Here is a 23,811-nt window from a genome sequence, read left to right on the forward strand (position 1 = left end):
TGCGAGATTTAAGGCTGACAAGGAGAGACGCGTGAGGCGATTGCCGGGGATTTTACTGCTTACAGGGGCAACGCTGGTCGTGATTGTCGCGTTGCTCGTGAGCGGGCTGCGTCTCGCCTTGCCGCATCTGGACAGCTGGCGGCCGCAGATCCTGGCAAAAATCGAATCTGCCACCGGTCTGCCGGTGGACGTGAGCCATATCGAGGCAAGCTGGCAGAACTTTGGCCCGACGCTTGATGCGCGGGATATCAGCGCCAGCCTGAAAGATGGCGGCCATCTTAAAATCAAACGCGTCACCCTGGCGCTGGATGTCTGGCAAAGCCTGCTGCATCTGCGCTGGCAGTTTCGCGATCTCACCTTCTGGCAACTTCAGCTGATGACCAACACGCCGCTGCAAAGCGGCGACAGCGATCGTGGGCTGGAAACCAGCCGTATCAGCGATCTCTTCCTGCGTCAGTTCGATCATTTCGATCTCCGCGACAGCGAAGTGAGCTTTATAACCCTTTCCGGACAGCGCGCTGAGCTGGCGATCCCACAGCTGACCTGGCTAAACGGGAAAGATCGCCACCGCGCCGAGGGGCAGGTGAATCTCTCCAGCCTGAACGGGCAGCACGGCGTTATGCAGGTGCGGATGGATCTGCGCGACGACAATGGCCTGCTGAACAACGGCAGGGTGTGGCTACAGGCGGACGACGTGGACGTGAAGCCGTGGCTGGGTGAGTGGCTACAGCAGAACATGCAGCTGGAAACCGCGCGCTTCAGCCTGGAAGGCTGGATGACCCTGACGAACGGGGCGTTCGCCAGCGGCGATATCTGGCTTAAGCAGGGGGGCGCGAGCTGGAAGGGGGAAAACCATCAGCATCAGCTTTCCGTCGATAACCTCACCGCACACGTGACGCAGGATAAAGGCGGCTGGCAGTTCGCTATTCCGGATACGCGCATCTCCATGGATAACAAACCCTGGCCGCGCGGCGCACTGACGCTGGCGTGGATGCCGGAGCAGGACGTCGGCGGGATAAACGGTAAACGCAGCGATGAGCTGCGTATCCGTGCCAGTAACCTGGATCTGACGGCGATCGAAGGGTTGCGTTCAATGGCCGCAAAACTCTCACCGGAGCTGGGCGAAATCTGGCTGGCGACGCAACCGAGCGGGCAGATAAACCGGCTGGCGCTGGATATTCCGCTCCAGGCCACGGAAAAGACGCGTTTTCAGGCGGCATGGAAAAATCTCGCATGGAAACAGTGGAAGCTGCTGCCGGGTGCCGAGCACTTCAGCGGTAAACTGGAAGGAAGCGTGGAAAACGGCAGGCTGACGGCAGAAATGCAGGAAGCAAAAATGCCGTACGAAACGGTCTTCCGTGCGCCACTGGAGATCGAAAAGGGAAACGCCACCCTCAACTGGCTGAAGAATGACAAAGGTTTTCAGCTCGATGGTCGCGATATTGATGTAAAAGCCAAAGCGGTACATGCCCGCGGTAATTTCCGTTATCTACAGCCTGAAGGCGATGAGCCGTGGCTGGGCATTCTGGCGGGCATCAGCACGGATGACGGTTCGCAGGCGTGGCGCTACTTCCCGGAAAACCTGATGGGGAAAGCGCTGGTAGACTATCTCAGCGGCGCCATTCAGGGCGGTCAGGCGGATAACGCCACGCTGGTCTACGGCGGCAATCCGCACCTGTTCCCGTATAAGCATAACGAAGGCCAGTTCCAGGTTCTGGTGCCGCTACGCAACGCCACCTATGCCTTCCAGCCGGACTGGCCCGCGCTGAAGAATCTGAATATCGAACTCAACTTCCTGAATGACGGCTTGTGGATGAAGACGGACAGCGTTGCGCTGGGCGGCGTAACAGCAAGCAACCTGACGGCAAACATCCCGGATTACTCCAAAGAGAAACTGCTGATTGATGCGGATATTAATGGGCCGGGTAAAGCGGTTGGCCCATATTTTGAAGATACGCCGCTGGATGACTCCCTGGCGGCCACTCTCCAGCAGTTGCAGTTAGATGGTGATGTGAATGCTCGCTTACATCTGGATATCCCGCTCGACGGTGAAATGACCACCGCCAAAGGCGACGTTCGTCTGAACAATAACAGCCTCTATATCAAGCCGCTGGACAGCACGCTGAAAAACCTTAGCGGTCAGTTCAGCTTTGTTAACGGCAATCTGAAAAGTAAGCCGCTGAAAGCGACCTGGTTCAATCAACCCGTCAATATCGATTTCTCCACCACCGAGGGCGATAAAGCCTACCAGGTGGCGGTCAATATGGACGCGAACTGGCAGCCGTCACGCATGGATGTTCTGCCGAAGCCGATTGAGAATGCGGTGGACGGCGCGGTGTCATGGAATGGCAAGGTCGCCATCGACCTGCCTTATCATGCCGGTGCGCGCTATAACGTCGACATTACGGGCGATCTAAAAAACCTCAGTAGCCAGCTTCCCGCACCGCTGAACAAGAAAAGCGGTGAAGCACTGCCCGTCAACGTTAAGGTTGCGGGCAACCTTAACAGCTTCGATTTAACCGGAAACGCTGGCGGAACAAACCACTTCAACAGCCGCTGGCTGCTTAACCGCAAGCTGACGCTGGACAGGGCGATCTGGACGACGGACAGCCGTACCACGCCGCCGCTGCCGGAGCAGGCGGGCATTGAACTGAATCTCCCGCCGATGGATGGCGCAGAGTGGCTGGCACTGTTTCAGAAAGGTGTCGGGCAAAACGTCGACCAAACGGCGCAGTTCCCGCAGTCCATTACCTTGCGCACGCCTGCGCTGACGCTGGGTGGGCAGCAGTGGAACAACCTGAGTATTGTCTCCCGGCCGACGGTGAACGGCTCAAAGGTCGAGGCGCAGGGGCGTGAAATTAACGGTTCGTTGACGATGCGCGATAACGCGCCATGGCAGGCGGCTATCCGTTATCTCTATTACAACCCGACCTTTACGGCGTCTAAAACACAGTCGACAAGTACGTCTCCTTTCAGCAGCAGTGGAACGTCGCGCGTGGATTTCAGCAACTGGCCCGATCTCCAGCTGCGCTGTGCGGAGTGCTGGCTGTGGGGACAGAAATATGGCCGTATCGACGGTGATTTTGCTATTCAGGGCAATACGCTGAGCCTCTCTGGTGGGCTGGTGGATACCGGCTTTGGCCGCATGACCGCCGCTGGCGAGTGGGTGAACAAACCGGGTGAACAGCGCACCTCGCTGAAGGGCGATATTAAAGGCAACAAGCTGGACTCCGCGGCTAACTTCTTTGGGATCAGCACGCCGCTTCGCGGATCGTCCTTCGATGTGAATTACGATCTGCACTGGCGCGCGGCACCGTGGCAGCCGGACGTTGCCTCGCTGAACGGTATCCTCAGAACCCGTTTTGGTAAGGGACAAATTGCCGATGTTAGCACCGGTCATGCAGGGCAAATACTGCGCCTGCTGAGCTTTGACGCGCTGCTGCGCAAGCTGCGCTTCGATTTCAGCGATACCTTCAACGACGGTTTCTATTATGACTCCATTCGCGGAACGGCCTGGATCAAGGACGGCGTGATGCATACCGATGATACGCTGCTGGACGGCCTGGAAGCGGACATCGCCATGAAAGGATCAGTGAACCTCGTGCGCCGGGAGCTGGATATGGAAGCGGTTGTTGCCCCGGAAATCTCCGCTACAGTGGGTGTTGCTACCGCTTTTGTGGTCAATCCGATAATCGGCGCGGCGGTATTTGCCGCCAGCAAAGTGCTGGGGCCGCTCTGGAGCAAAGTCTCGATTCTGCGCTACCGCATTACGGGCCCAATCGATAAACCGCAGATTAATGAAGTGCTGCGCCAGCCGCGCAAAGAAGCACAGCAATGATTTGACGTGGGCAGGTAATTGCCTCACTCTCAATAATATTGATTTTATACCGCCACTGGCGGCAACGAACGAGTAGCAATACGATGAGTCTGAACCTGGTAAGTGAACATTTGCTCGCAGCGAACGGCCTGAGCCATCAGGACCTGTTCTCCATTCTTGGTCAACTGACCGAACGCCGCCTCGACTACGGCGATCTCTATTTCCAGTCGAGCTATCACGAATCCTGGGTTTTAGAAGACAGCATCATTAAAGATGGTTCTTATAACATTGACCAGGGCGTCGGCGTGCGCGCCGTCAGCGGCGAAAAAACCGGTTTTGCTTATGCAGACCAGATAAGCCTGGCCGCGCTGGAGCAGAGCGCGCAGGCGGCGCGAACCATTGTGCGTGATACCGGCGACGGTCGCGTGAAAACCCTGGGTGAAGTGCAGCACGCTGCGCTTTATACCAGCATCGACCCACTGCAAAGCATGAGCCGCGAAGAGAAGCTGGACATCCTGCGTCGCGTGGACAAAGTGGCTCGCGCGGCGGATAAACGCGTGCAGGAAGTTTCTGCCAGCCTGAGCGGTGTTTATGAACTGATCCTGGTGGCGGCGACGGACGGTACGCTGGCCGCCGACGTGCGTCCGCTTGTGCGCCTCTCTATCAGCGTGCAGGTGGAAGACGACGGCAAGCGCGAGCGCGGCTCAAGCGGTGGCGGCGGTCGTTTTGGCTACGACTGGTTCCTCGGCGACGTTGACGGCGAAGCGCGCGCGGATGCGTGGGCAAAAGAAGCCGTGCGCATGGCGCTGGTCAACCTGTCTGCCGTGGCGGCACCTGCCGGTACGCTGCCGGTGGTTCTGGGCGCAGGCTGGCCTGGCGTGTTGCTGCACGAAGCGGTCGGTCACGGCCTGGAGGGGGATTTCAACCGTCGCGGGACGTCCGTATTCAGCGGTCAGATGGGGCAGCTTGTCTCCTCCGAGCTGTGTACCGTGGTGGATGATGGCACCATGCTCGACCGTCGCGGCTCGATTTCTATCGACGATGAAGGCACGCCGGGCCAGTACAACGTGCTGATCGAAAATGGCGTACTGAAAGGTTACATGCAGGACAAGCTTAACGCGCGTCTGATGGGCGTTGCGCCAACGGGTAACGGTCGTCGCGAATCCTACGCGCACCTGCCGATGCCGCGCATGACCAACACCTACATGCTGCCGGGTAAATCCACGCCGCAGGAGATTATCGAATCCGTTGATTACGGTATCTTCGCGCCGAACTTTGGCGGCGGCCAGGTGGATATCACCTCCGGTAAATTTGTCTTCTCTACCTCAGAGGCGTATCTGATTGAGAAGGGCAAAGTGACCAAAGCGGTAAAAGGGGCGACGCTGATCGGATCCGGGATTGAAGCAATGCAGCAGATCTCCATGGTCGGTAACGATCTGAAGCTGGATAACGGCGTGGGCGTCTGCGGCAAAGAGGGTCAGAGCCTGCCGGTAGGCGTGGGCCAGCCTACGCTGAAGGTTGATAACCTGACGGTGGGCGGCACGGCGTAATTTTTTCATTTTCCCCTCACCCTAACCCTCTCCCCAACGGGGAGAGGGGACTGCTCCGTGCCGTCTTTTCTCCCTCGCCCCTTTGGGGAGAGGGCCGGGGTGAGGGGGGAGGCCTACTCTTTCCTTCTTCCCCGCATCCCCTGAAACAGCTCTGCCACTTCCACAAAATAGTCCGTCAGATAGTTAATACAGACCTGCACCTTCAGCGGCAGCTTGTCCTTTTCGGTATAGAGCGCGTACACCGGGCGCGGATCCGACTGGTAGCGCGGGAAGAGGATCTCCAGTTCGCCGCTGTTGATCTCGTTGATCACCCACATCAGCGGCACGTAGGCGATCCCGGCCCCGGCCACCAGCCAGCGTGAGATGGTCATCGGATCGTTGGTCACGAAGCGGCCTTCAGGCAGCAGTTTGGTGGAAAGCCCTTCTGGCGCGATCAGTTCAAATTCGTTATCTGGGCGAACGCTGTATTCCAGCCACGAGTGGTTGCTCAGGTCAGCAGGTTTTTCCGGTACGCCATACTGTGCCAGATAGCTTTTCGAAGCGCAGACCACCATCGGCATGCTGCCCAGTCGACGCGAGAACAGGCTCGAGTCCTGCAATGCGCCAACGCGGATCACCACGTCTAACCCATCGGCAATCAGATCCGGTGCCGGAATACCCGTTACCAGATTAACGGTTAAACCGGGATACTCTTTCAGCATTTCCGCCGTCATGGCAGCGAGAACATTTTGTGCCATAGTTGAAGAACACCCGATACGCAGCGTGCCGATAGGCGTGTTGTTAAAGGCGTAGAGCTGCTCGTGAACATCCTGCACTTCATGCAGCATTCGACGGCAGCCCTGATAGTAAATTTTACCCGCTTCCGTCAGCCCAATGCTGCGGGTGCTGCGGTTGAGCAGCTTCACCTGGAGCTCATCTTCCAGTTTTGACACTGTCTGGCTAATGGATGAGACGCTCATTTGTAGCTGACGTGCTGCGGCGGTAAAAGAGCCTTGCTCAACCACTTTCGCAAAGACGGACATGCGTTTTAGACGTTCCATTATTCACTCTGGCTTAAAAGTGATTTAGATCACATATGATAGATAACAGCATAACAGTTACGTTAATATATTATTAATTACATAACGGCTGCGCCACTCTCGCCCGGCAATTCATGCTCTCCTGCGGCGGCGTGAGCTTAATAATCCAGTAACCTGCATCTCTTTAATCAAGGTCAACATGAGTCTGTTTCCCGTTATCGTGGTGTTCGGTCTGTCGTTCCCACCGATATTTTTCGAGCTTCTTTTATCACTGGCGATCTTCTGGCTAGTGCGCAAGGTGCTGGTCCCTACCGGGATTTATGATTTCGTCTGGCATCCTGCATTGTTTAATACCGCGCTGTATTGCTGCCTGTTCTATTTAATATCGCGCATGTTTGTCTGAGGTTGATGTGAAAACGCTAACAAGAAAAATCTCCCGCACTGCCATCACTATGGCGCTGGTCATCCTGGCGTTCATCGCTATTTTTCGCGCCTGGGTTTATTACACCGAATCCCCGTGGACGCGCGATGCGCGTTTCAGCGCGGAGGTGGTCGCGATAGCGCCCGATGTCGCCGGTCTCATTACGGCGGTCAATGTCCACGATAACCAGCTGGTGAAAAAAGATCAGGTACTGTTCACTATTGACCAGCCGCGCTATCAAAAAGCGCTGGAAGAAGCGGAAGCCGATGTAGCGTATTACAACGCGCTGGCCGCTGAAAAACGCCGTGAAGCAGGACGTCGTAACAAGCTGGGCATCCAGGCCATGTCCCGGGAAGAGATTGATCAGTCCAATAACGTGCTGCAAACCGTGCTGCATCAGCTGGCAAAAGCGCAGGCGACGCGCGATCTGGCGAAGCTCGATCTGGAACGTACCGTTATCCGCGCCCCGTCCGATGGCTGGGTAACCAACCTCAACGTCTATGCGGGTGAGTTTATCACGCGCGGCTCCACCGCCGTGGCGCTGGTGAAACAGAACTCCTTCTACGTCCTCGCCTATATGGAAGAGACCAAGCTGGAAGGCGTGCGTCCGGGCTATCGCGCCGAAATCACGCCGCTCGGCAGCAACCGGGTCCTGAAAGGAACCGTGGACAGCGTGGCCGCGGGGGTGACCAACGCCAGCAGTACCAATGATTCAAAAGGGATGGCGACCGTCGATTCTAACCTCGAGTGGGTTCGTCTGGCGCAGCGCGTACCGGTACGCATTCGTCTGGATGAGCAGCAGAGCAACCTCTGGCCCGCAGGCACCACGGCGACGGTAGTGATCACCGGTGAAAAAGACCGTGATGCCAGCCAGGATTCTATCTTCCGTCAAATCGCCCATCGCCTGCGCGAGTTTGGTTGATCGCTATGGGCATTTTTTCCATCGCCAGCCAGCACATCCGCTTCGCCGTGAAGCTGGCATGCGCCATTGTGCTGGCGCTGTTTGTTGGCTTCCATTTCCAGCTTGAAACGCCGCGCTGGGCTGTTCTGACCGCCGCGATCGTCGCCGCCGGTCCTGCCTTCGCGGCGGGTGGCGAGCCTTACTCCGGGGCAATTCGCTATCGCGGGATGCTGCGTATTATCGGTACCTTTATCGGCTGTATCGCCGCCCTGACCATTATCATCCTGATGATCCGCACGCCGCTGCTGATGCTGATTGTATGCTGTATCTGGGCGGGTTTTTGCACCTGGGTCTCTTCGCTGGTGAAGGTGGAGAACTCGTACGCCTGGGGCCTGGCGGGATATACCGCGCTGATTATTATCATCACCATTCAGAGTGAACCGCTGCTTGCTCCGCAGTTCGCCGTGGAACGTTGCAGCGAGATTGTCATTGGTATCGTCTGCGCGATTGTCGCCGATCTGCTCTTCTCTCCGCGATCCATCAAGCAGGAAGTCGATCGTGAGCTGGACGCGCTGATTGTTGCCCAGTACCAGCTCATGCAGCTGTGCATTAAGCACGGCGACAGCGAAGAGGTCGACAAGGCCTGGAGCGCGCTGGTGCGCCGCACGCAGGCGCTGGAAGGGATGCGCAGTAATCTCAATATGGAGTCTTCCCGCTGGGAGCGTGCCAATCGTCGTCTGAAAGCGATCAATACCGTCTCGTTAACGCTGATCACCCAGGCGTGTGAAACCTACCTGATTCAGAACACTCGCCCCGAAGTGGTAACGGATACCTTCCGCGAACTGTTTGATGAGCCTGTGGAGACGGTGCAGGACGTGCATCGACAGCTTAAACGCATGCGTCGTGTGATTGCCTGGACGGGCGAACGGGATACGCCAGTCACTATTTATACCTGGGTTGGCGCCGCAACGCGCTACCTGCTTCTGAAACGCGGCGTGATTAGCAACACCAAAATCAGTGCGGCGGAAGAAGAGGTGTTACAGGGCGAAGTGGTGATCAAACCGGAATCCGCCGAGCGTCATCATGCGATGGTTAACTTCTGGCGTACCACCCTGGCCTGTATACTCGGCACGCTGTTCTGGCTGTGGACCGGCTGGACGTCCGGCAGCGGCGCGATGGTGATGATTGCCGTCGTTACCGCGCTGGCGATGCGTCTGCCCAACCCGCGCATGGTCGCTATTGATTTTCTGTACGGCACCATTGCGGCGTTACCCATTGGCGCGCTCTACTTCCTGGTAATCATCCCCTCGACGCAGCAAAGCATGCTTTTGCTCTGTATCAGCCTGGCGGTGATGGCGTTCTTTATCGGGATTGAGGTACAAAAACGCCGTCTGGGATCGTTAGGTGCGCTGGCGAGTACGATTAACATCCTCGTGCTGGATAACCCGATGACCTTCCATTTCAGCCAGTTCCTGGATAGCGCATTAGGCCAGCTGGTGGGCTGTTTCCTGGCGATGATGGTGATCCTGCTGGTGCGGGATAACTCTCAGGCGCGGACAGGGCGCGTGCTGCTCAATCAGTTTGTGTCGGCCGCCGTATCGTCCTTGACCACCAACACCGCGCGGCGCAAGCAGAACCACCTTCCGGCTCTTTACCAGCAACTGTTCCTGCTGTTGAATAAATTCCCGGGCGATGTCGCTCGCTTCCGTCTGGCGTTAACCATGATTATCGCGCACCAGCGTCTGCGGAACGCGCCAGTGCCGATCAACGACGATTTGTCCGCTTTCCACCGCCAGCTACGGCGAACGGCGGACCATGTGATATCGGCATCCAGTGATGACAAACGTCGCCGCTACTTTAAGCAACTGCTGGAGGAGCTGGATATCTACCAGGAGAAACTGCGAGTCTGGGAAGCCCCGCCGCAGGTTACCGAGCCGGTAGAGCGGCTGGTGTTTATGCTGCACCGCTACCAGAATGCGCTGACAGACAGCTAACGAAGAGAAAACCGACGCCAAAAGCGTCGGTTTTTTTGTGGCTATACTTATTCTTGCAGGTTCAAACATTCAGGAAGGGAGGACACATGACAACCCAGGCTCTTCAGGACAGTATTCTTTTTCAGACCGGGTATCTGGTTAACGGTATCTGGAAAACACTCGACACCACGTTTGATGTGCTAAACCCGGCCACGGGCGAGGTGGTTGCGAAAGTGGCGAAAGCAGGGAAAGCCGAAACCGAAGAGGCCATTGCGGCCGCGACGAAAGCCTTTCCCGCATGGCGCGCAAAAACGGCAAAAGAGCGTTCCGCGATCCTCTATCGCTGGTATGAACTGATTATCGAGAACAAAAGCTGGCTCGGGCGGCTGATGACCACCGAGCAGGGCAAGCCGCTGAAAGAGGCTGAGGGCGAGGTGGACTACGCTGCCAGCTTTATTCAGTGGTTTGCGGAGCAGGCCAAGCGCGCTAACGGTGAAATCATTCCTCCGGTTAAACCCGGCTCCCGTATTCTGGCCACTCGTGAACCTGTTGGGGTGGTTGCTGCTATCACGCCATGGAATTTCCCGATGGCTATGCTCACCCGTAAGCTCGGCCCGGCGCTGGCAGCAGGATGTACCGGCGTCATCAAGCCTGCAAACAACACGCCGCTGAGCGCCTTTGCGCTGCTGACGCTGGCGAAGCAGGCCGGTGTGCCGGATGGTGTGCTGAATGCGGTCGCGGGGAGCACCTCAGAAATTAGCGACGCCATTATGGCCAGCCATGACGTGCGCAAAATCTCGTTTACGGGGTCAACCGCCGTCGGGAAAACGCTGGTTCGCAATTCCGCTGAGACCATGAAAAAGGTATCGATGGAGCTGGGCGGCAATGCGCCGTATATCGTTTTCGAGGACGCGGATATTGAGGCCGCCGTCAAAGGCGCCATCGCCAATAAATTCCGTAACGCCGGGCAGGTCTGCGTCAGCGTAAACCGTTTCTATATTCAGGAGACGGTCTATGACAAGTTTGTCAATCAGCTTGCCGATGCGGTGAAGGCGCTGAAGGTGGGTAACGGTCTGGACGAGGGCGTCGTTGTCGGCCCGCTGATTGAGCCTTCGGCTGTCGAGAAAGTCCGTGAGCACGTCGAAGATGCGGTAGCGAAGGGGGCCACGGTGCTGGCTGGGGGTAAACCGCACGAACTTGGCGGCAACTTCTGGATGCCAACCGTACTCGGTGACTGCCATGAAGGCATGAAGCTGGCAGAAGAAGAGACCTTTGGTCCCGTTGCCGCCTGCTTCCGCTTCACGTCGGAAGACGAAGTGGTTATGCGCGCTAACAATACGCCTTACGGGCTGGCGGCCTACTTTTATACCCAGAATCTCTCGCGCGTGTTCCGCGTCTCACAGGCCATTGAGAGCGGCATGATCGGAATTAATGAATGTGCGGTCTCGACCGAGCTGGGTCCGTTTGGGGGCGTAAAAGAGTCCGGGCTGGGACGCGAGGGGTCTGTGCTGGGGCTGGAGGAGTTTCTGGAAGTTAAAACCCTGCATATCGGGGGCTTATAATAGACAGGGCGGCATCTGCCGCCCGCCTGTACCGGGTGGCTGGCAATGAAAATTTATACCTTTGATTTTGACGAAATTGATAGTCAGGAAGACTTCTACCGCGAGTTTATCCGGGCGTTCGACCTGGAGCGGGGCAGCGTAAACAATCTTGATATGCTGTGGGATGTGGTTACCGGCGACAGGCTGCCGTTACCGCTGGAGATCGAATTTACCCATCTGCCTGAAAAACTGCGCAGACGCTTTGGCGCATTGATTTTATTGTTTGATGAAGCGGAGGAGGAGCTGGAAGGGCAACTGCGTTTCAACGTGCGCCAGTGATAAAAAAGCCCCTGACCGGGAGGTCAGGGGCAAGTCGTATGATGAGATACGACGAGGGTTTATTTGTACAGTTCTGCGGTAGCGTGCCAGTGGTCGCCACTGCGCGCTTCGATGATGCGATAAGATGACGCACCCTGTTCTTCCGCTTTTTTGTTCAGCATTTCGTGCATGTCCATCGGAGAAGTACCGATGGCACCAACAGAAACGGTCCCGATAGCCTGACGGGATTGTGCCTGTTCGGCGTTAATAGTGTCGGCTGCAAACGCACCGAATGACAGGACTGACAGTACGCTCAGGGCAGCTACAGTGGTTTTAATTTTCATGATTATTTACCTCGTCAATTATTTTACTGGGGTCTTTGTTCTGTGACCCTCATCACAAAATCAAGTATACACTAATCACGGAAAAAATTAATACCAGACTAATGGTTTCGCCTGTTATTACGTGTTAAAAACATCATTTTTTATAACGGGAATGAATAAAAAAGGGCGTTACTCTGCAGGTGTTATGATTTTTTATTATGTAAATCAATTGGATAGGCGGCTTTGATTTTTAGTGCGATTTTACGGCAGATCATTCACTGAATGAATGTTAACAGGCGGTAAAAAGCACTATTTGCAAAAGCAGCAGGCAGAGAAAAGCAGGGTAAAACGAGGCGGCCGCAGAATGATCCCCGTAGCCAGGCGCTACGGGGCAGAAGATTACAGCTCCTGTTCGAACAGGACCAGAATCGCTTCGTAGAGGTCTTTCACCGAGAAACCATTTGCCGGGGTCGTAAAAATGGTGTCATCGCCGGCGATGGTCCCGAGGATCCCCTCTGCTTTACCCAGCGAGTCCAGCAGGCGGGCAATCAGCTGGGCTGCACCCGGGCTGGTGTGGATCACGACCACGGCATCGTTATAGTCAATGTCCAGAACCAGGTTTTTCAGCGGGCTGGAGGTCGTTGGCACGCCAAGTTCAGCAGGCAGGCAATAAACCATCTCCATTTTGGCGTTGCGCGTACGCACTGCACCAAACTTGGTTAACATGCGGGAGACCTTCGACTGGTTGATGTTGTCGAAGCCTTGCTCCTGCAACGCCTGAACAATTTCTCCCTGAGAACTGAATTTCTCTTCTTTGAGTAGCGCTTTAAACGCTTTCACTAATTCTTCTTGCTTAGACGAGCTTCGCATAAGTCACCCGGAATATGACGATAGAAACAACATTATTATGCATGTGGATGAATTTTTATGCAAATTATCTACCTGGCACCAGGCTGAAATAATGTTATGAAAGGGAGAGATTTTATCAGATTTCGTTATCAGAAAACATGCCTGGGTCACGCCGCGCAAATAAGCTTAAAAGTAAATTAAATGTTATCAAAATGATGTTGTTTTGGTGGCGTGGCAGGGTGTATTGTAACCCCCTCTTAATTCGTTGTTGCCCACAGCCTGATAGCATTCGGGTGAAGGTCAAAGACGTGCGACCTCAAATTCTTTAGCGATGAAAATTGTAATTAATGACGTGCTGAATTATGGTCGCCGCAACGGAGTTACAGATACTTAAGTTAACCATAATAAGGAGTTTAGGATGAAAGTCGCAGTCCTCGGCGCTGCTGGTGGTATCGGCCAGGCGCTTGCCCTACTACTGAAAACCCAACTGCCTTCAGGCTCAGAACTCTCCCTGTACGATATTGCTCCGGTAACCCCAGGTGTGGCGGTTGACCTGAGCCACATCCCGACAGCTGTGAAAATCAAAGGCTTCTCCGGTGAAGATGCGCGTCCTGCGTTGCAGAATGCCGATGTGGTGCTGATCTCCGCGGGTGTTGCGCGTAAACCGGGTATGGATCGTTCAGACCTGTTCAACGTCAACGCGGGCATCGTGAAAAACCTGGTTCAGCAGATCGCTGAAACCTGCCCGAAAGCGTGCATCGGTATCATCACCAACCCGGTGAACACCACCGTTGCCATCGCAGCAGAAGTGCTGAAGAAAGCGGGCGTTTACGACAAGAACAAACTGTTCGGCGTAACTACGCTGGATATCATCCGTTCCAATACCTTCGTGGCTGAGCTGAAAGGCAAGCAGCCAACGGAAGTGGAAGTGCCGGTTATCGGCGGACACTCTGGCGTGACCATCCTGCCTCTGCTGTCGCAGATCCCGGGCGTGAGCTTCACCGAGCAGGAAGTGGCTGACCTGACTAAACGTATTCAGAATGCAGGCACCGAAGTGGTGGAAGCGAAGGCGGGTGGCGGTTCTGCAACCCTGTCTATGGGCCAGGCGGCGGCGCGTTTCGGCCTGTCTCTGGTTCGCGCGCTGCAGGGCGAGAAAAACGTGGTTGAATGCGCTTACGTAGAAGGCGACGGTGAACACGCGCGCTTCTTCTCTCAGCCGCTGCTGCTGGGTAAAAACGGCGTTGAAGAGCGTAAGTCTATCGGCACGCTGAGCGCGTTTGAGCAAAACGCGATGGAAGGCATGCTGGATACGCTGAAGAAAGACATCACGCTGGGCGAAGAGTTCGTTAACAAGTGATCTTGTCCCGGTAAAAAAAACGGAGCGCTAAGCTCCGTTTTTTTATGCCCGTCAGTTAGTGGCCGGGTATTCCTGGATGGTGACCTGAATCGTGAGCTTCTTGTCATTACGCATGACTTCTACGGGGATGATAGAGCCCGGTCGAATTTCCGCCACCTGGTCCATCGTTTCCAGCGCAGAGACCGCCGGCGTGCCGTTGACGGAAAGAATAACGTCGTTCACCTGGATACCTGCATTGGCCGCCGGGCCGCCAGGCGCCACTTCGTTGACCACAATCCCCTGGATCTGATCGATACCACCGCCCTGCGTATGCATCGGCGCGATTTCACGCCCGCCAATACCGATGTAGCCACGGATCACGCGGCCATCGCGGATCAGCTTGTCCATGATCTTGGTCGCCAGCTGGAACGGAATGGCAAAGCCAATCCCTTCCGGTGTTTCACCATCGTTGCTCTTGTCAAAGGAGAGGGTGTTAATGCCCATCAGTTCGCCCAGAGAGTTCACCAGCGCACCGCCGGAGTTACCGTGGTTGATCGAGGCATCGGTTTGCAGGAAGTTCTGCCGCCCTGACGGGTTCAGTCCAATTCGACCTGTCGCGCTGATGATCCCCTGAGTGATGGTCTGGCCCAGGTTGTACGGGTTACCGATCGCCAGCACCACATCGCCGATGTGCGGCGTTCGTTTGCGATTAATCGGGATAGTCGGCAGACCGCCCGTGGCGTTGATCTTCAGCACCGCCAGATCGGTCAGGCTGTCCGACCCCACCAGCAGGGCTTCAAACACGCGGCCATCCTGCAAGGCGACGATAATCTGGTCGGCATCGTTGATCACGTGTTTATTGGTGATGATGTAACCCCGGTCATCCATGATCACACCGGAACCAAGCGTGCGGATCTCCAGCTGGTTATGAGCGGAACTGTTAAGCCCGCGGTTATAGACGTTAACCACGGCGGGGGCGGCACGGCGTACCGCCTGATTGTACGTTGCAGGCGTTTCATCCGTGCTGTCGAACTGAGGAGCCGACAGTTTGTTGAACTGGCGTAAAGATGGCATAGCCACCAGCAGCAGACCGGCAACGATCAAACCAATGACAATTGAACGAAAGAGCTTTAAAAGCATGATGCGTGTGTCGTTAAAAAAGGAACGGTTTGCAGCATAACATGAGTTATCCGGACATCACACGCAGCGGCGATGCCCGGAGTCGCAAATGGTTAACGCAGTAAAATGTAGAGGGTGTCGTTGCCACGGATAATTTGCAGGGCAATGACCGCCGGTTTACTCTCCAGCACCTTGCGCATTTCGGCAATAGACTGCACGCGAGTGCGGTTCACGCCCACGATCACGTCGTCCTGATGTAAACCTGCCTGCGCGGCTGGACTGCTTTTCTCAACGGCAGTGACAGAAATGCCTTTCGTGCCGTCTTTAAGCTGACCGTCGCTCAGCGTTGCGCCCTGTAGCGCCGGGGAGATCTGTTCTGCACTGGCGGAAGAGGAAGTGCTCTTGTCCAGTGTCACTTCCACGGTCAGCGGTTTGCCCTCGCGGATCAGGCCCAGCTTCACTTTAGCGCCAGGCTCCGTGGTGGCAATACGCGAACGTAATTCAGCGAAGCTGCTCAGCGGTTTATCGTTCAGGCTGACAATAACGTCACCGGATTTCACGCCCGCTTTCGCAGAGCCTGAGTTGGGCAGCACTTCGCTGACAAACGCCCCGCGCTGGACGTTGAGCTTAAAGGCTTTGGCGATATCGGCGCTCATCTCCATGCCTTTAATGCCCAGCAGCCCGCGCTTAACCTCGCCAAACTGTATCAGCTGTTGAGACAGGGTTTTCGCCATGTTACTCGGAATGGCAAAACCAATTCCGATGCTGCCGCCGCCTGGTGCGAGGATAGCGGTATTAATGCCGATCAGTTCGCCGTTCAGGTTAAGCAGCGCACCGCCGGAGTTGCCCCGGTTGATGGAGGCATCGGTCTGGATGAAATTTTCCAGCCCTTCGAGATTCAGGCCGCTGCGCCCCAGGGCAGAGACAATCCCGGAGGTGGCGGTCTGCCCTAAACCGAACGGATTACCGACCGCGACGGCAAAATCACCCACGCGCAGCTTATCGGAATCGGCGATGGCGATCTGGGTCAGGTTGCTGGGGTTTTGCACCTGTAGCAGGGCGATATCACTCTGATCGTCACCGCCGATCAGTTTGGCGTCAAACTCCCGGCCATCGTTCAGCTGAACGCTGATTTTATCAGCCTGGCTGATCACGTGGTTATTGGTCAGGATATAGCCTTTGGCCGCGTCGATAATCACGCCCGAACCAAGGCCTTCAAACGGCTGAGCCTGCTGATCCGGCACCTCTTCGCCAAAATATTTCTTCAGCTCTTCGGGAATACGCTGGCTTTGGCGTGCCGTCCCTTCCACCTGAACGCTGACTACCGCAGGCAGGACTTTTTCAAGCATCGGCGCAAGGCTGGGAATGGCTTCTTGTCCTGGCACCTGCGAAGGTAGTGCCGCACTGGCGGGGAAGGACGCCGAGAGAGATAACCCGACACTTAACGCTAAGGCGCTCAACAGCTGGTTTTTTTTCTTCATCGATGCTGACTCTCGTATCCTGGAATGAAAAAGAACGGCCCCAAAAACATCTTGATGTTATTGAATTTTCAACCGCTGAACAATGAGGTGTTTGACTAAATAATAGCTGGGGACGGGAAGAAAGGACGGGCGCATAAGGTGCGCCCGTAAAATTTATTCAGGTTGTGCGATTAATCGCGTTTTACGCCACCGCGCAGCAGGCCGGACGCGCCGTCTGAATAGTCGCGTGGCATCTGAACCGGTGCCTGATCGTTACCGGCCTCAGAGTCCGCCAGACGATTGCGGAAGGGGTTGCTCTCCGCTGTCATTTCCGGCAGCAGGCTGCTGGAGCTTTTCGCCATGTGCTGGTAGAGCTGGCGATAATCTGTCGCCATGTTGTCCAGCAGCTCAGCGCTACGGGCAAAGTGGCTGACCAGCTCTTCGCGGTATTCTTCCAGTTCGGCTTTGTTCTTTTCCAGTTCGTATTGCAGTGACTGCTGCTGACGCAATTTGCGGTTACCGAAACGCATGGCCACAGCACCAATGATGATGCCGACGACTAAACCGATTAGCGCATATTCCCAGGTCATGAACTTCTCCCGTTGTCTTGTTGTTCCGTAGGGTGTTGGCTCGGCTCCTGCCTGTGCCTGATTATGCCACTATAACCGCTATTTCCGCAGAAGTGGAATCCTGACGTATCATCGCGTAGTGTAGAACGGCCTTTTTTTCTTCAGCCACGACCGCTGATGAGGTTTAACTAAAGGAATAACAATAACATCATGCAAAACCTGTCCCCATCATCGCGTTACCAACTCGCCCTGAGTGAGGGCACACACCAGCCGGATGATGTCCAGCGTGAAGCGGTAAACCGCCTGGACACGATTTACCAGGAGCTTCTGGCGAAACCCGCCGATGCGGTGCAGAGCAGTGGGCTGAAGGCGGCATTCGGCCGTTTACTGGGCAAAAAAGAGCCCACGGTAAACGCACCGGTTCGTGGCTTATATATGTGGGGCGGCGTTGGGCGGGGTAAGACCTGGCTGATGGACATGTTCTACCAGAGCCTGCCCGGCACGCGTAAGCAGCGTCTGCACTTTCACCGTTTTATGCTGCGGGTTCATGAGGAGTTGACGGCGCTCCAGGGCGAAACCGACCCGCTGGAAATCGTGGCGGACCGCTTCAAGGCGGAAACGGACGTACTCTGCTTCGACGAATTCTTTGTTTCCGATATTACGGACGCGATGCTGCTGGGGGGGCTGATGAAAGCGCTGTTTGCGCGTGGGATCACCCTGGTGGCGACCTCAAATATCCCGCCGGATGAGCTTTATCGCAACGGTCTCCAGCGGGCGCGTTTCCTGCCAGCCATAGATGCCATTAAGCAGCACTGCGACATCATGAATGTCGACGCTGGCGTCGACTATCGTTTGCGCACGCTGACGCAGGCGCACCTGTGGCTTTCACCGCTGAACGCCGACACAGCCAGCGAGATGGATAAACTCTGGCTGGCGCTGGCAGGGGCGCCGCGGGATAACGCACCAGCGCTGGAGATTAATCATCGTCCGTTGCCGACGCTTGGCGTAGAGAACCAGACGCTGGCCGTCTCGTTTGCAACGCTCTGCGTGGACGCCCGCAGCCAGCATGACTACATTGCGCTTTCGCGACTGTTCCATACCGTTATGTTATGGGATGTGCCCGTCATGACCCCTCTCATGGAGAGCGAAGCGCGCCGCTTCATCGCGCTGGTGGACGAGTTTTATGAGCGCCACGTCAAGCTGGTAGTCAGTGCCGAGGTGCCTTTATATGAGATCTATCAGGGCGAGCGCCTGAAGTTTGAGTTCCAGCGCTGCCTGTCGCGCCTGCAAGAGATGCAGAGCGAAGAGTACCTCAAGCGTGAGCATATGCCATAAATGCTACCCTCTCCCCGTGGGAGAGGGGCTGGGGGTGAGGGCACCAAGCCTTAACAAACGCTACCCTCTCCCTGTGGGAGAGGGGCTGGGGGTGAGGGCACCAGACCGCACAATACGCAACCCCGAAAAACCCATCCCAAATCACATTTAAGGGTCGATCTTTGACCTCAACTTCTCTATAATCTTGCGACCCCACGTTACGAGAAGGTTTTTTTCCCGAAACTTTCTATGTGTCGGCATGTGCTATTCGAAGGGGTAGGTTTGCCGGACTTTGTCGTGTGAACCTCAACTGACTAAACGTTTGGGTGTTCACCAACGTGTAACTTATTATTTGGGTAAGCTTTTAATGAAAACTTTTACAGCTAAACCAGAAACCGTACAGCGCGACTGGTATGTTGTTGACGCGACCGGTAAAACTCTGGGCCGTCTGGCTACTGAACTGGCTCGTCGCCTGCGCGGTAAGCATAAAGCGGAATATACTCCGCACGTTGATACCGGTGATTACATCATCGTTCTGAACGCTGACAAAGTTGCTGTTACCGGCAACAAGCGTACTGACAAAATGTACTACCACCACACCGGCCACATCGGTGGTATCAAAGAAGCGACCTTTGAAGAGATGATTGCCCGCCGTCCTGAGCGTGTGATTGAAATCGCGGTTAAAGGCATGCTGCCAAAAGGCCCGCTGGGTCGTGCTATGTTCCGTAAACTGAAAGTTTACGCAGGCAACGAGCACAACCACGCGGCACAGCAACCGCAAGTTCTTGACATCTAATCGGGATTATAGGCAATGGCTGAAAATCAATACTACGGCACTGGTCGCCGCAAAAGTTCCGCAGCTCGCGTTTTCATTAAACCGGGCAGTGGTAAAATCGTAATTAACCAGCGTTCTCTGGAACAATACTTCGGTCGCGAAACTGCCCGCATGGTAGTTCGCCAGCCGCTGGAACTGGTTGATATGGTAGAAAAACTGGATCTGTACATCACCGTTAAAGGTGGTGGTATCTCCGGTCAGGCAGGTGCGATCCGTCACGGTATCACCCGCGCGCTGATGGAGTACGACGAATCCCTGCGTTCTGAACTGCGTAAAGCTGGCTTCGTTACTCGTGACGCTCGTCAGGTTGAACGTAAGAAAGTGGGTCTGCGTAAAGCACGTCGTCGTCCACAGTTCTCCAAACGTTAATCTATTCTGCTTACGCAGAACGATTGGCGAAAAACCCGCTTCGGCGGGTTTTTTTATGGATAATGCGCAGGTTATCCACAGTAACATTTCATATATCTTCTCTTTTTCCACATTTCCGGCATCCCCTCACCACAAAGCCATCAAAATCTGGTAAACTATCATCCAATTTTATGCCCAAATATCGGTGAATACTCGATTTTTGTTCGATTCTTGAACAATGTGTTTTCTCTGGGATGGGCGATACATCATCTGGCTAGCCCCGTTGGGCTGGTAGCAGTAAAAATTCTGAATATACCTGGAGGTTTTCATGGCTGTCGCTGCCAACAAACGTTCGGTAATGACGCTGTTTTCTGGTCCTACTGACATTTATAGCCATCAGGTTCGTATCGTGCTGGCCGAGAAGGGTGTCAGTTTTGAGATCGAGCATGTGGAAAAGGATAACCCGCCTCAGGATCTGATCGATCTCAACCCGAGCCAAAGCGTACCGACGCTGGTGGATCGCGAGCTGACCCTGTGGGAATCCCGTATCATTATGGAATACCTGGATGAGCGTTTCCCGCATCCGCCGCTGATGCCTGTTTACCCTGTTGCGCGTGGTGAAAGCCGCCTGTACATGCAGCGTATCGAGAAAGACTGGTACTCGCTGATGAACGTTATCGTTAACGGTTCCTCTTCAGAAGCGGATGCTGCGCGTAAACAGCTGCGTGAAGAGCTGCTGGCGATTGCGCCGGTATTTGGTCAAAAACCTTTCTTCCTGAGCGATGAGTTCAGCCTGGTAGATTGCTACCTGGCACCGCTGCTGTGGCGCCTGCCAACCCTGGGCGTAGAATTCAGCGGTCCTGGCGCGAAAGAGCTGAAAGGCTACATGACTCGCGTATTCGAACGCGACTCTTTCCTGGCATCCTTAACTGAACCGGAGCGCGAAATGCGTCTCGGCCGAGGCTAATGACTGTGGAAATGTCACAACTTTCACCACGCCGTCCGTATCTGCTGCGCGCCTTCTATGAATGGCTGCTGGATAACCAGCTCACGCCGCACCTGGTTGTGGATGTGACGTTGCCGGGCGTGCAGGTTCCAATGGAATACGCACGCGACGGACAGATTGTACTGAATATTGCGCCACGTGCAGTGGGTAACCTGGAACTGGCGAACGACGAAGTGCGCTTTAATGCGCGTTTCGGCGGCGTGCCGCGTCAGGTTTCCGTTCCGCTGGCTGCGGTTCTGGCTATCTACGCCCGTGAAAACGGTGCAGGTACCATGTTCGAACCGGAAGCGGCTTATGATGAAGAGGTCGCCAGCCTGAACGATGATGGGACATCCGATGAACGTGAAAGCGACACGGTAATGTCTGTGATTGATGGCGATAAACCCGACCATCACGACGACAATGACCCTGATGACGATCCGCCTCCGCGCGGTGGTCGTCCGGCACTCCGTGTCGTCAAATAAACTTCATAAAGCACAATATTTTTTCCGAACCTGCACAACTGTGCAGGTTTTTTTATTTTCTGCATAAAATTACTCTCTAAAAAACTTGTGTCTTTGCAAAAGATATAGGTCTATTAATTGGCATGGGATTAATCTTGTTGGGTTATTTTCTGTAGGACAGTTAAATTTATCTTCAATAATGTTTTATTTTAATTTGATTGTATCCGATATCACCCTGTGAAAATATATATGTGCGTTAACAAAAACGGATTTTCTTTTAAGGACAAATTATGAATATCACTTTTAAAAAATTATTTTCATCTGCTGCTATTTGTGCAGCCCTCGCCATGTCAAATGCACACGCTGCTAATGATGTGACGTTGAAAGTTATTGGTAATATCGTTCCTGGTTCCTGCGTACCCTCACTGCCAAACGGTGGAGTGGTAGATTATGGCACAATGCCAGCTTCTACCATCAATCCAACTGGCACGGCGAATACACTGGTTCAGTTGGGGGCTAAAAGTATTACTCTCACTATTACCTGTGACAGCGATACCAGCGTTGGGGTGACTTCTACGGATAACCGCCATGATACTCGTGTGGGCCTGGGGAGCGCCGCTTATATTGAAAATGGGTTTTTCGATAATGTAAATGCTAACGCTTCAGGAAACGCCTATGGCTTGGGTAAAACGAGTGCGGGTGTGAATATTGGCTCCTATGTAATTGCAGCAGATCCCGTTAATACAACAACAGATGGTGTTGTCGCTGATCTCATTGCAGCCACAGGTACCGATACATCAAATTATACCTGGGTAAAATCCAGTACGGGTGCTTTTGCACCAGTTAACAGTGGCACAGGCCAGACACGTGTCTTTACGGCTGCTGCATCGGGAACCACCACACCAAAAGCTTTTAAAGTTATGAATATGCCGTTACGCATTACAACTGCGCTTCAGGACAACACTGTATTGGGTACAGGCGATACTATCACGCTTGACGGTAATGCCACGCTGAGCCTTGTTTATCTTTGATATTCGTTATTGCTAAATGCTGTAGAAAATAAATCGGGAAATGAAAATAATGGAATTTAAAAAAGTACTCTCGGCAGCAACCGCCGCCGTAGCCTTCGGTTTATCCGCTTTTGCTGCCCAGGCCGCGAACGATGTTACGCTGAAAGTTGTCGGTACGATTAACCCGGCTGCATGTACGCCGACCCTGCCTGATGGCGGCGTTGTAGATTATGGAACGGTACTGAACCAAAATATTGCACCGACCGGTGCGACAAACAAGCTGGTACAATTGGGGCAGAAAAGCATCACGCTAAATATCAGTTGCGAAAGCAACATGAGCGTTGCTTTTACCTCCACCGATAACCGCCTGGACAGTCGCGTTAACCTGTCTTCAACCGCGTTTATCGCAGGTAGCGGTACGGATAAATCAGACTTCAGCAACACCGCTGGTGCCTTTGGTCTGGGTAAAACCACCGCTGGCGTGAGCATTGGTGCTTACACCGTTGCCATCAATACTGAAGCGGTCACAGCGGATGGCGCGAATGTTGACACCCTGGTAACAGGGAGCATCACTGAAGGCCAGCGTTCCTGGGAGAAAGTTGCGCCAGGCCTGGGTTACCTCTGCTCGCTTAATGGCTGCACGGGCTACCAAAAAGCGAATACCGTAGCAACAGCCGGTACCACGCAGCCAAAAGCCTTCAAACAGCTTAGCGTGCCGTTGCTGGTTACCTCTGCAGTGCAGGATAACTCGGTATTAGGTACGACTGACGTAATTACGCTGGACGGTAACGCAACCATTAGTCTGGTATATCTCTAATAATTTAACGCTTAATTAACGTGGCAATGGTTAGAGTATTTAAAAGCCATTGTCACGCTTTTTTTGCATTAAAATAGCTTTCTCTGCCGCAAGAATAATAAAAATAATGCCGGTATGATTTTTATTTATTTATGTGAGTGGAAAGTCATGAAGAAAATTCTATATCTTGCGTTGTTGGCTGTAGCGACAAAGTGTTGTGCCACCGGTATGGTTCCAGAAACATCGGTTTTATTAGTCGATGCACAAAAAGGCGAAGCCAGTATGAATGTTAAAAATACGGATTCGCAACCTGCATTGCTTTATACAAACATTGTAGATTTACCTGATAGCGATAAATCTATTCGTTTAATCGTTTCTCAACCTGTAGTCCGTGTCGACGCCGGGGAAACACAGCGAATGCGTTTTCTGCTGCAAACCAGCAAACCCATGAAGTATGAAGAACTTAAACGCGTCACGTTCGAAGGCATTCCTCCAAAGGAGAAAGGAGAAGATAAAGTTGCGTTGACTATCCGCCAGGATCTTCCTGTTGTAATTCATCCTGCGGGTCTACCTGAGGAGACGCAGCCATGGAAATTTTTGACATGGAACAAAAAGGGTGATGGCCTGGTTATCAACAATCCCAGCGATTACGTTGTTCGTATAACGGCATCCTTTAAAACATTACCCTCAGGAAAAGCGGGTGTCCTGGATAAGACCTACATCCTTCCTCACACCTCGATAAAAACAACATTACCAAATTTCTCTGATAATAAAGTTGAATTCTATCCGGCGAGTCGTTACGGCTATAAAGGGGATCGCTTTACTACAGATTTGAAGTAAGCCTCTATAAGGACAGCAAAGGA

Annotated in this window: 22 protein-coding genes; 16 read left to right on the top strand and 6 right to left on the bottom strand. The window is 54.2% G+C overall.

All coding sequences use genetic code 11. From position 1 onward, the window contains the following. The first annotated feature begins 31 nt into the window (after positions 1-31). Both yhdP and tldD read left to right on the top strand, forming a co-directional pair. Positions 32-3,838, top strand: a complete 3,807-nt coding sequence (gene yhdP / locus AC4OVS_RS02445; protein WP_048966787.1) for an AsmA2 domain-containing protein YhdP — start codon at positions 32-34, stop codon at positions 3,836-3,838. A gap of 83 nt (positions 3,839-3,921) precedes the next feature. After that, positions 3,922-5,367 carry a metalloprotease TldD gene (gene tldD, locus AC4OVS_RS02450; protein ID WP_022649562.1) on the top strand — a complete coding sequence of 482 codons (1,446 nt, stop codon included), beginning with the start codon at positions 3,922-3,924 and terminating at the stop codon, positions 5,365-5,367. A 113-nt stretch (positions 5,368-5,480) separates the two neighbouring features. Here the strand turns inward: tldD and aaeR are convergent, their stop codons facing one another. Continuing rightward, positions 5,481-6,407, bottom strand: coding sequence for an HTH-type transcriptional activator AaeR (aaeR, locus tag AC4OVS_RS02455; RefSeq protein ID WP_022649561.1), 927 nt, complete (start codon positions 6,405-6,407; stop codon positions 5,481-5,483). A gap of 178 nt (positions 6,408-6,585) precedes the next feature. Here aaeR and aaeX point away from each other — a divergent pair, with 178 nt between their 5' ends. The 5 genes from aaeX (at position 6,586) to AC4OVS_RS02480 (ending at position 11,561) form a co-directional block, all read left to right on the top strand. After that, positions 6,586-6,789 carry a p-hydroxybenzoic acid efflux pump operon protein AaeX gene (gene aaeX, locus AC4OVS_RS02460; protein ID WP_003860416.1) on the top strand — a complete coding sequence of 68 codons (204 nt, stop codon included), beginning with the start codon at positions 6,586-6,588 and terminating at the stop codon, positions 6,787-6,789. 7 nt (positions 6,790-6,796) lie between these two features. After that, positions 6,797-7,729 (top strand): p-hydroxybenzoic acid efflux pump subunit AaeA, encoded by a 933-nt coding sequence (gene aaeA, locus AC4OVS_RS02465; protein ID WP_023298740.1) that lies wholly within the window; start codon positions 6,797-6,799, stop codon positions 7,727-7,729. 5 nt (positions 7,730-7,734) lie between these two features. Next, entirely contained in the window at positions 7,735-9,702 is a 1,968-nt protein-coding gene (aaeB, locus tag AC4OVS_RS02470; protein ID WP_023298739.1) for a p-hydroxybenzoic acid efflux pump subunit AaeB, read from the top strand. Positions 9,703-9,788: 86 nt separating this feature from the next. Beyond that, entirely contained in the window at positions 9,789-11,243 is a 1,455-nt protein-coding gene (locus AC4OVS_RS02475; protein WP_022649558.1) for an NAD-dependent succinate-semialdehyde dehydrogenase, read from the top strand. Between the two features lie 45 nt (positions 11,244-11,288). Beyond that, entirely contained in the window at positions 11,289-11,561 is a 273-nt protein-coding gene (locus AC4OVS_RS02480) for a barstar family protein (RefSeq protein ID WP_022649557.1), read from the top strand. Between the two features lie 59 nt (positions 11,562-11,620). Here AC4OVS_RS02480 and yhcN read toward each other — a convergent pair whose 3' ends face one another. Both yhcN and argR read right to left on the bottom strand, forming a co-directional pair. Continuing rightward, positions 11,621-11,884 (bottom strand): peroxide/acid stress response protein YhcN, encoded by a 264-nt coding sequence (gene yhcN / locus AC4OVS_RS02485; protein WP_006812160.1) that lies wholly within the window; start codon positions 11,882-11,884, stop codon positions 11,621-11,623. Between the two features lie 378 nt (positions 11,885-12,262). Beyond that, complete coding sequence (gene argR, locus AC4OVS_RS02490) at positions 12,263-12,733, bottom strand: transcriptional regulator ArgR (protein WP_003860428.1); 471 nt, start codon at positions 12,731-12,733, stop codon at positions 12,263-12,265. A 397-nt stretch (positions 12,734-13,130) separates the two neighbouring features. On the opposite strand from argR, the gene mdh reads away from it, so the two are divergent. Next, entirely contained in the window at positions 13,131-14,069 is a 939-nt protein-coding gene (gene mdh / locus AC4OVS_RS02495) for a malate dehydrogenase (RefSeq protein WP_022649556.1), read from the top strand. Positions 14,070-14,120: 51 nt separating this feature from the next. On the opposite strand, the gene degS is transcribed toward mdh, so the two are convergent. From degS to zapG, 3 genes are all read right to left on the bottom strand, one after another. Next, a complete protein-coding gene (gene degS / locus AC4OVS_RS02500) occupies positions 14,121-15,188 on the bottom strand; it encodes an outer membrane-stress sensor serine endopeptidase DegS (RefSeq protein ID WP_003860430.1) in 1,068 nt (355 codons plus the stop codon). Between the two features lie 92 nt (positions 15,189-15,280). After that, positions 15,281-16,648, bottom strand: a complete 1,368-nt coding sequence (gene degQ / locus AC4OVS_RS02505) for a serine endoprotease DegQ (protein ID WP_491922160.1) — start codon at positions 16,646-16,648, stop codon at positions 15,281-15,283. Positions 16,649-16,818: 170 nt separating this feature from the next. Then, positions 16,819-17,217 carry a Z-ring associated protein ZapG gene (gene zapG, locus AC4OVS_RS02510; RefSeq protein ID WP_022649554.1) on the bottom strand — a complete coding sequence of 133 codons (399 nt, stop codon included), beginning with the start codon at positions 17,215-17,217 and terminating at the stop codon, positions 16,819-16,821. A 189-nt stretch (positions 17,218-17,406) separates the two neighbouring features. Here zapG and zapE point away from each other — a divergent pair, with 189 nt between their 5' ends. From zapE to AC4OVS_RS02550, 8 genes are all read left to right on the top strand, one after another. Then, the gene (zapE, locus tag AC4OVS_RS02515) at positions 17,407-18,531 is read left to right on the top strand and encodes a cell division protein ZapE (RefSeq protein ID WP_022649553.1); all 1,125 of its coding nucleotides are present in this window, start codon (positions 17,407-17,409) and stop codon (positions 18,529-18,531) included. Between the two features lie 346 nt (positions 18,532-18,877). Beyond that, positions 18,878-19,306, top strand: coding sequence for a 50S ribosomal protein L13 (gene rplM / locus AC4OVS_RS02520; protein WP_003860434.1), 429 nt, complete (start codon positions 18,878-18,880; stop codon positions 19,304-19,306). Positions 19,307-19,321: 15 nt separating this feature from the next. Beyond that, a complete protein-coding gene (gene rpsI, locus AC4OVS_RS02525; protein WP_003860436.1) occupies positions 19,322-19,714 on the top strand; it encodes a 30S ribosomal protein S9 in 393 nt (130 codons plus the stop codon). A 307-nt stretch (positions 19,715-20,021) separates the two neighbouring features. Further along, positions 20,022-20,660: a stringent starvation protein SspA gene (gene sspA, locus AC4OVS_RS02530; protein WP_003860438.1), complete on the top strand. Its 639-nt coding sequence runs from the start codon at positions 20,022-20,024 to the stop codon at positions 20,658-20,660. A gap of 5 nt (positions 20,661-20,665) precedes the next feature. Beyond that, positions 20,666-21,163: a ClpXP protease specificity-enhancing factor gene (gene sspB / locus AC4OVS_RS02535; protein ID WP_032622090.1), complete on the top strand. Its 498-nt coding sequence runs from the start codon at positions 20,666-20,668 to the stop codon at positions 21,161-21,163. Positions 21,164-21,432: 269 nt separating this feature from the next. Next, positions 21,433-22,173: a DUF1120 domain-containing protein gene (locus AC4OVS_RS02540; RefSeq protein ID WP_022649551.1), complete on the top strand. Its 741-nt coding sequence runs from the start codon at positions 21,433-21,435 to the stop codon at positions 22,171-22,173. Between the two features lie 49 nt (positions 22,174-22,222). Then, on the top strand, positions 22,223-22,969 hold the full coding sequence (locus AC4OVS_RS02545) for a DUF1120 domain-containing protein (protein WP_491922161.1): 747 nt from the start codon (positions 22,223-22,225) through the stop codon (positions 22,967-22,969). A 147-nt stretch (positions 22,970-23,116) separates the two neighbouring features. Then, the gene (locus tag AC4OVS_RS02550; protein ID WP_022649549.1) at positions 23,117-23,788 is read left to right on the top strand and encodes a fimbria/pilus chaperone family protein; all 672 of its coding nucleotides are present in this window, start codon (positions 23,117-23,119) and stop codon (positions 23,786-23,788) included. Positions 23,789-23,811: the final 23 nt, after the last annotated feature.

Source organism: Enterobacter sp. 4974935, from assembly GCF_058661735.1.

Coding starts and splice junctions, on each gene's coding strand:
- tldD (WP_022649562.1), top strand. CDS start 3,922: ATGAGTCTGAACCTGGTAAGTGAACATTTGCTCGCAGCGAACGGCCTG.
- aaeR (WP_022649561.1), bottom strand. CDS start 6,407: ATGGAACGTCTAAAACGCATGTCCGTCTTTGCGAAAGTGGTTGAGCAA.
- aaeX (WP_003860416.1), top strand. CDS start 6,586: ATGAGTCTGTTTCCCGTTATCGTGGTGTTCGGTCTGTCGTTCCCACCG.
- aaeB (WP_023298739.1), top strand. CDS start 7,735: ATGGGCATTTTTTCCATCGCCAGCCAGCACATCCGCTTCGCCGTGAAG.
- AC4OVS_RS02475 (WP_022649558.1), top strand. CDS start 9,789: ATGACAACCCAGGCTCTTCAGGACAGTATTCTTTTTCAGACCGGGTAT.
- AC4OVS_RS02480 (WP_022649557.1), top strand. CDS start 11,289: ATGAAAATTTATACCTTTGATTTTGACGAAATTGATAGTCAGGAAGAC.
- yhcN (WP_006812160.1), bottom strand. CDS start 11,884: ATGAAAATTAAAACCACTGTAGCTGCCCTGAGCGTACTGTCAGTCCTG.
- argR (WP_003860428.1), bottom strand. CDS start 12,733: ATGCGAAGCTCGTCTAAGCAAGAAGAATTAGTGAAAGCGTTTAAAGCG.
- mdh (WP_022649556.1), top strand. CDS start 13,131: ATGAAAGTCGCAGTCCTCGGCGCTGCTGGTGGTATCGGCCAGGCGCTT.
- degS (WP_003860430.1), bottom strand. CDS start 15,188: ATGCTTTTAAAGCTCTTTCGTTCAATTGTCATTGGTTTGATCGTTGCC.
- degQ (WP_491922160.1), bottom strand. CDS start 16,648: ATGAAGAAAAAAAACCAGCTGTTGAGCGCCTTAGCGTTAAGTGTCGGG.
- zapG (WP_022649554.1), bottom strand. CDS start 17,217: ATGACCTGGGAATATGCGCTAATCGGTTTAGTCGTCGGCATCATCATT.
- zapE (WP_022649553.1), top strand. CDS start 17,407: ATGCAAAACCTGTCCCCATCATCGCGTTACCAACTCGCCCTGAGTGAG.
- rplM (WP_003860434.1), top strand. CDS start 18,878: ATGAAAACTTTTACAGCTAAACCAGAAACCGTACAGCGCGACTGGTAT.
- rpsI (WP_003860436.1), top strand. CDS start 19,322: ATGGCTGAAAATCAATACTACGGCACTGGTCGCCGCAAAAGTTCCGCA.
- sspA (WP_003860438.1), top strand. CDS start 20,022: ATGGCTGTCGCTGCCAACAAACGTTCGGTAATGACGCTGTTTTCTGGT.
- AC4OVS_RS02540 (WP_022649551.1), top strand. CDS start 21,433: ATGAATATCACTTTTAAAAAATTATTTTCATCTGCTGCTATTTGTGCA.
- AC4OVS_RS02545 (WP_491922161.1), top strand. CDS start 22,223: ATGGAATTTAAAAAAGTACTCTCGGCAGCAACCGCCGCCGTAGCCTTC.
- AC4OVS_RS02550 (WP_022649549.1), top strand. CDS start 23,117: ATGAAGAAAATTCTATATCTTGCGTTGTTGGCTGTAGCGACAAAGTGT.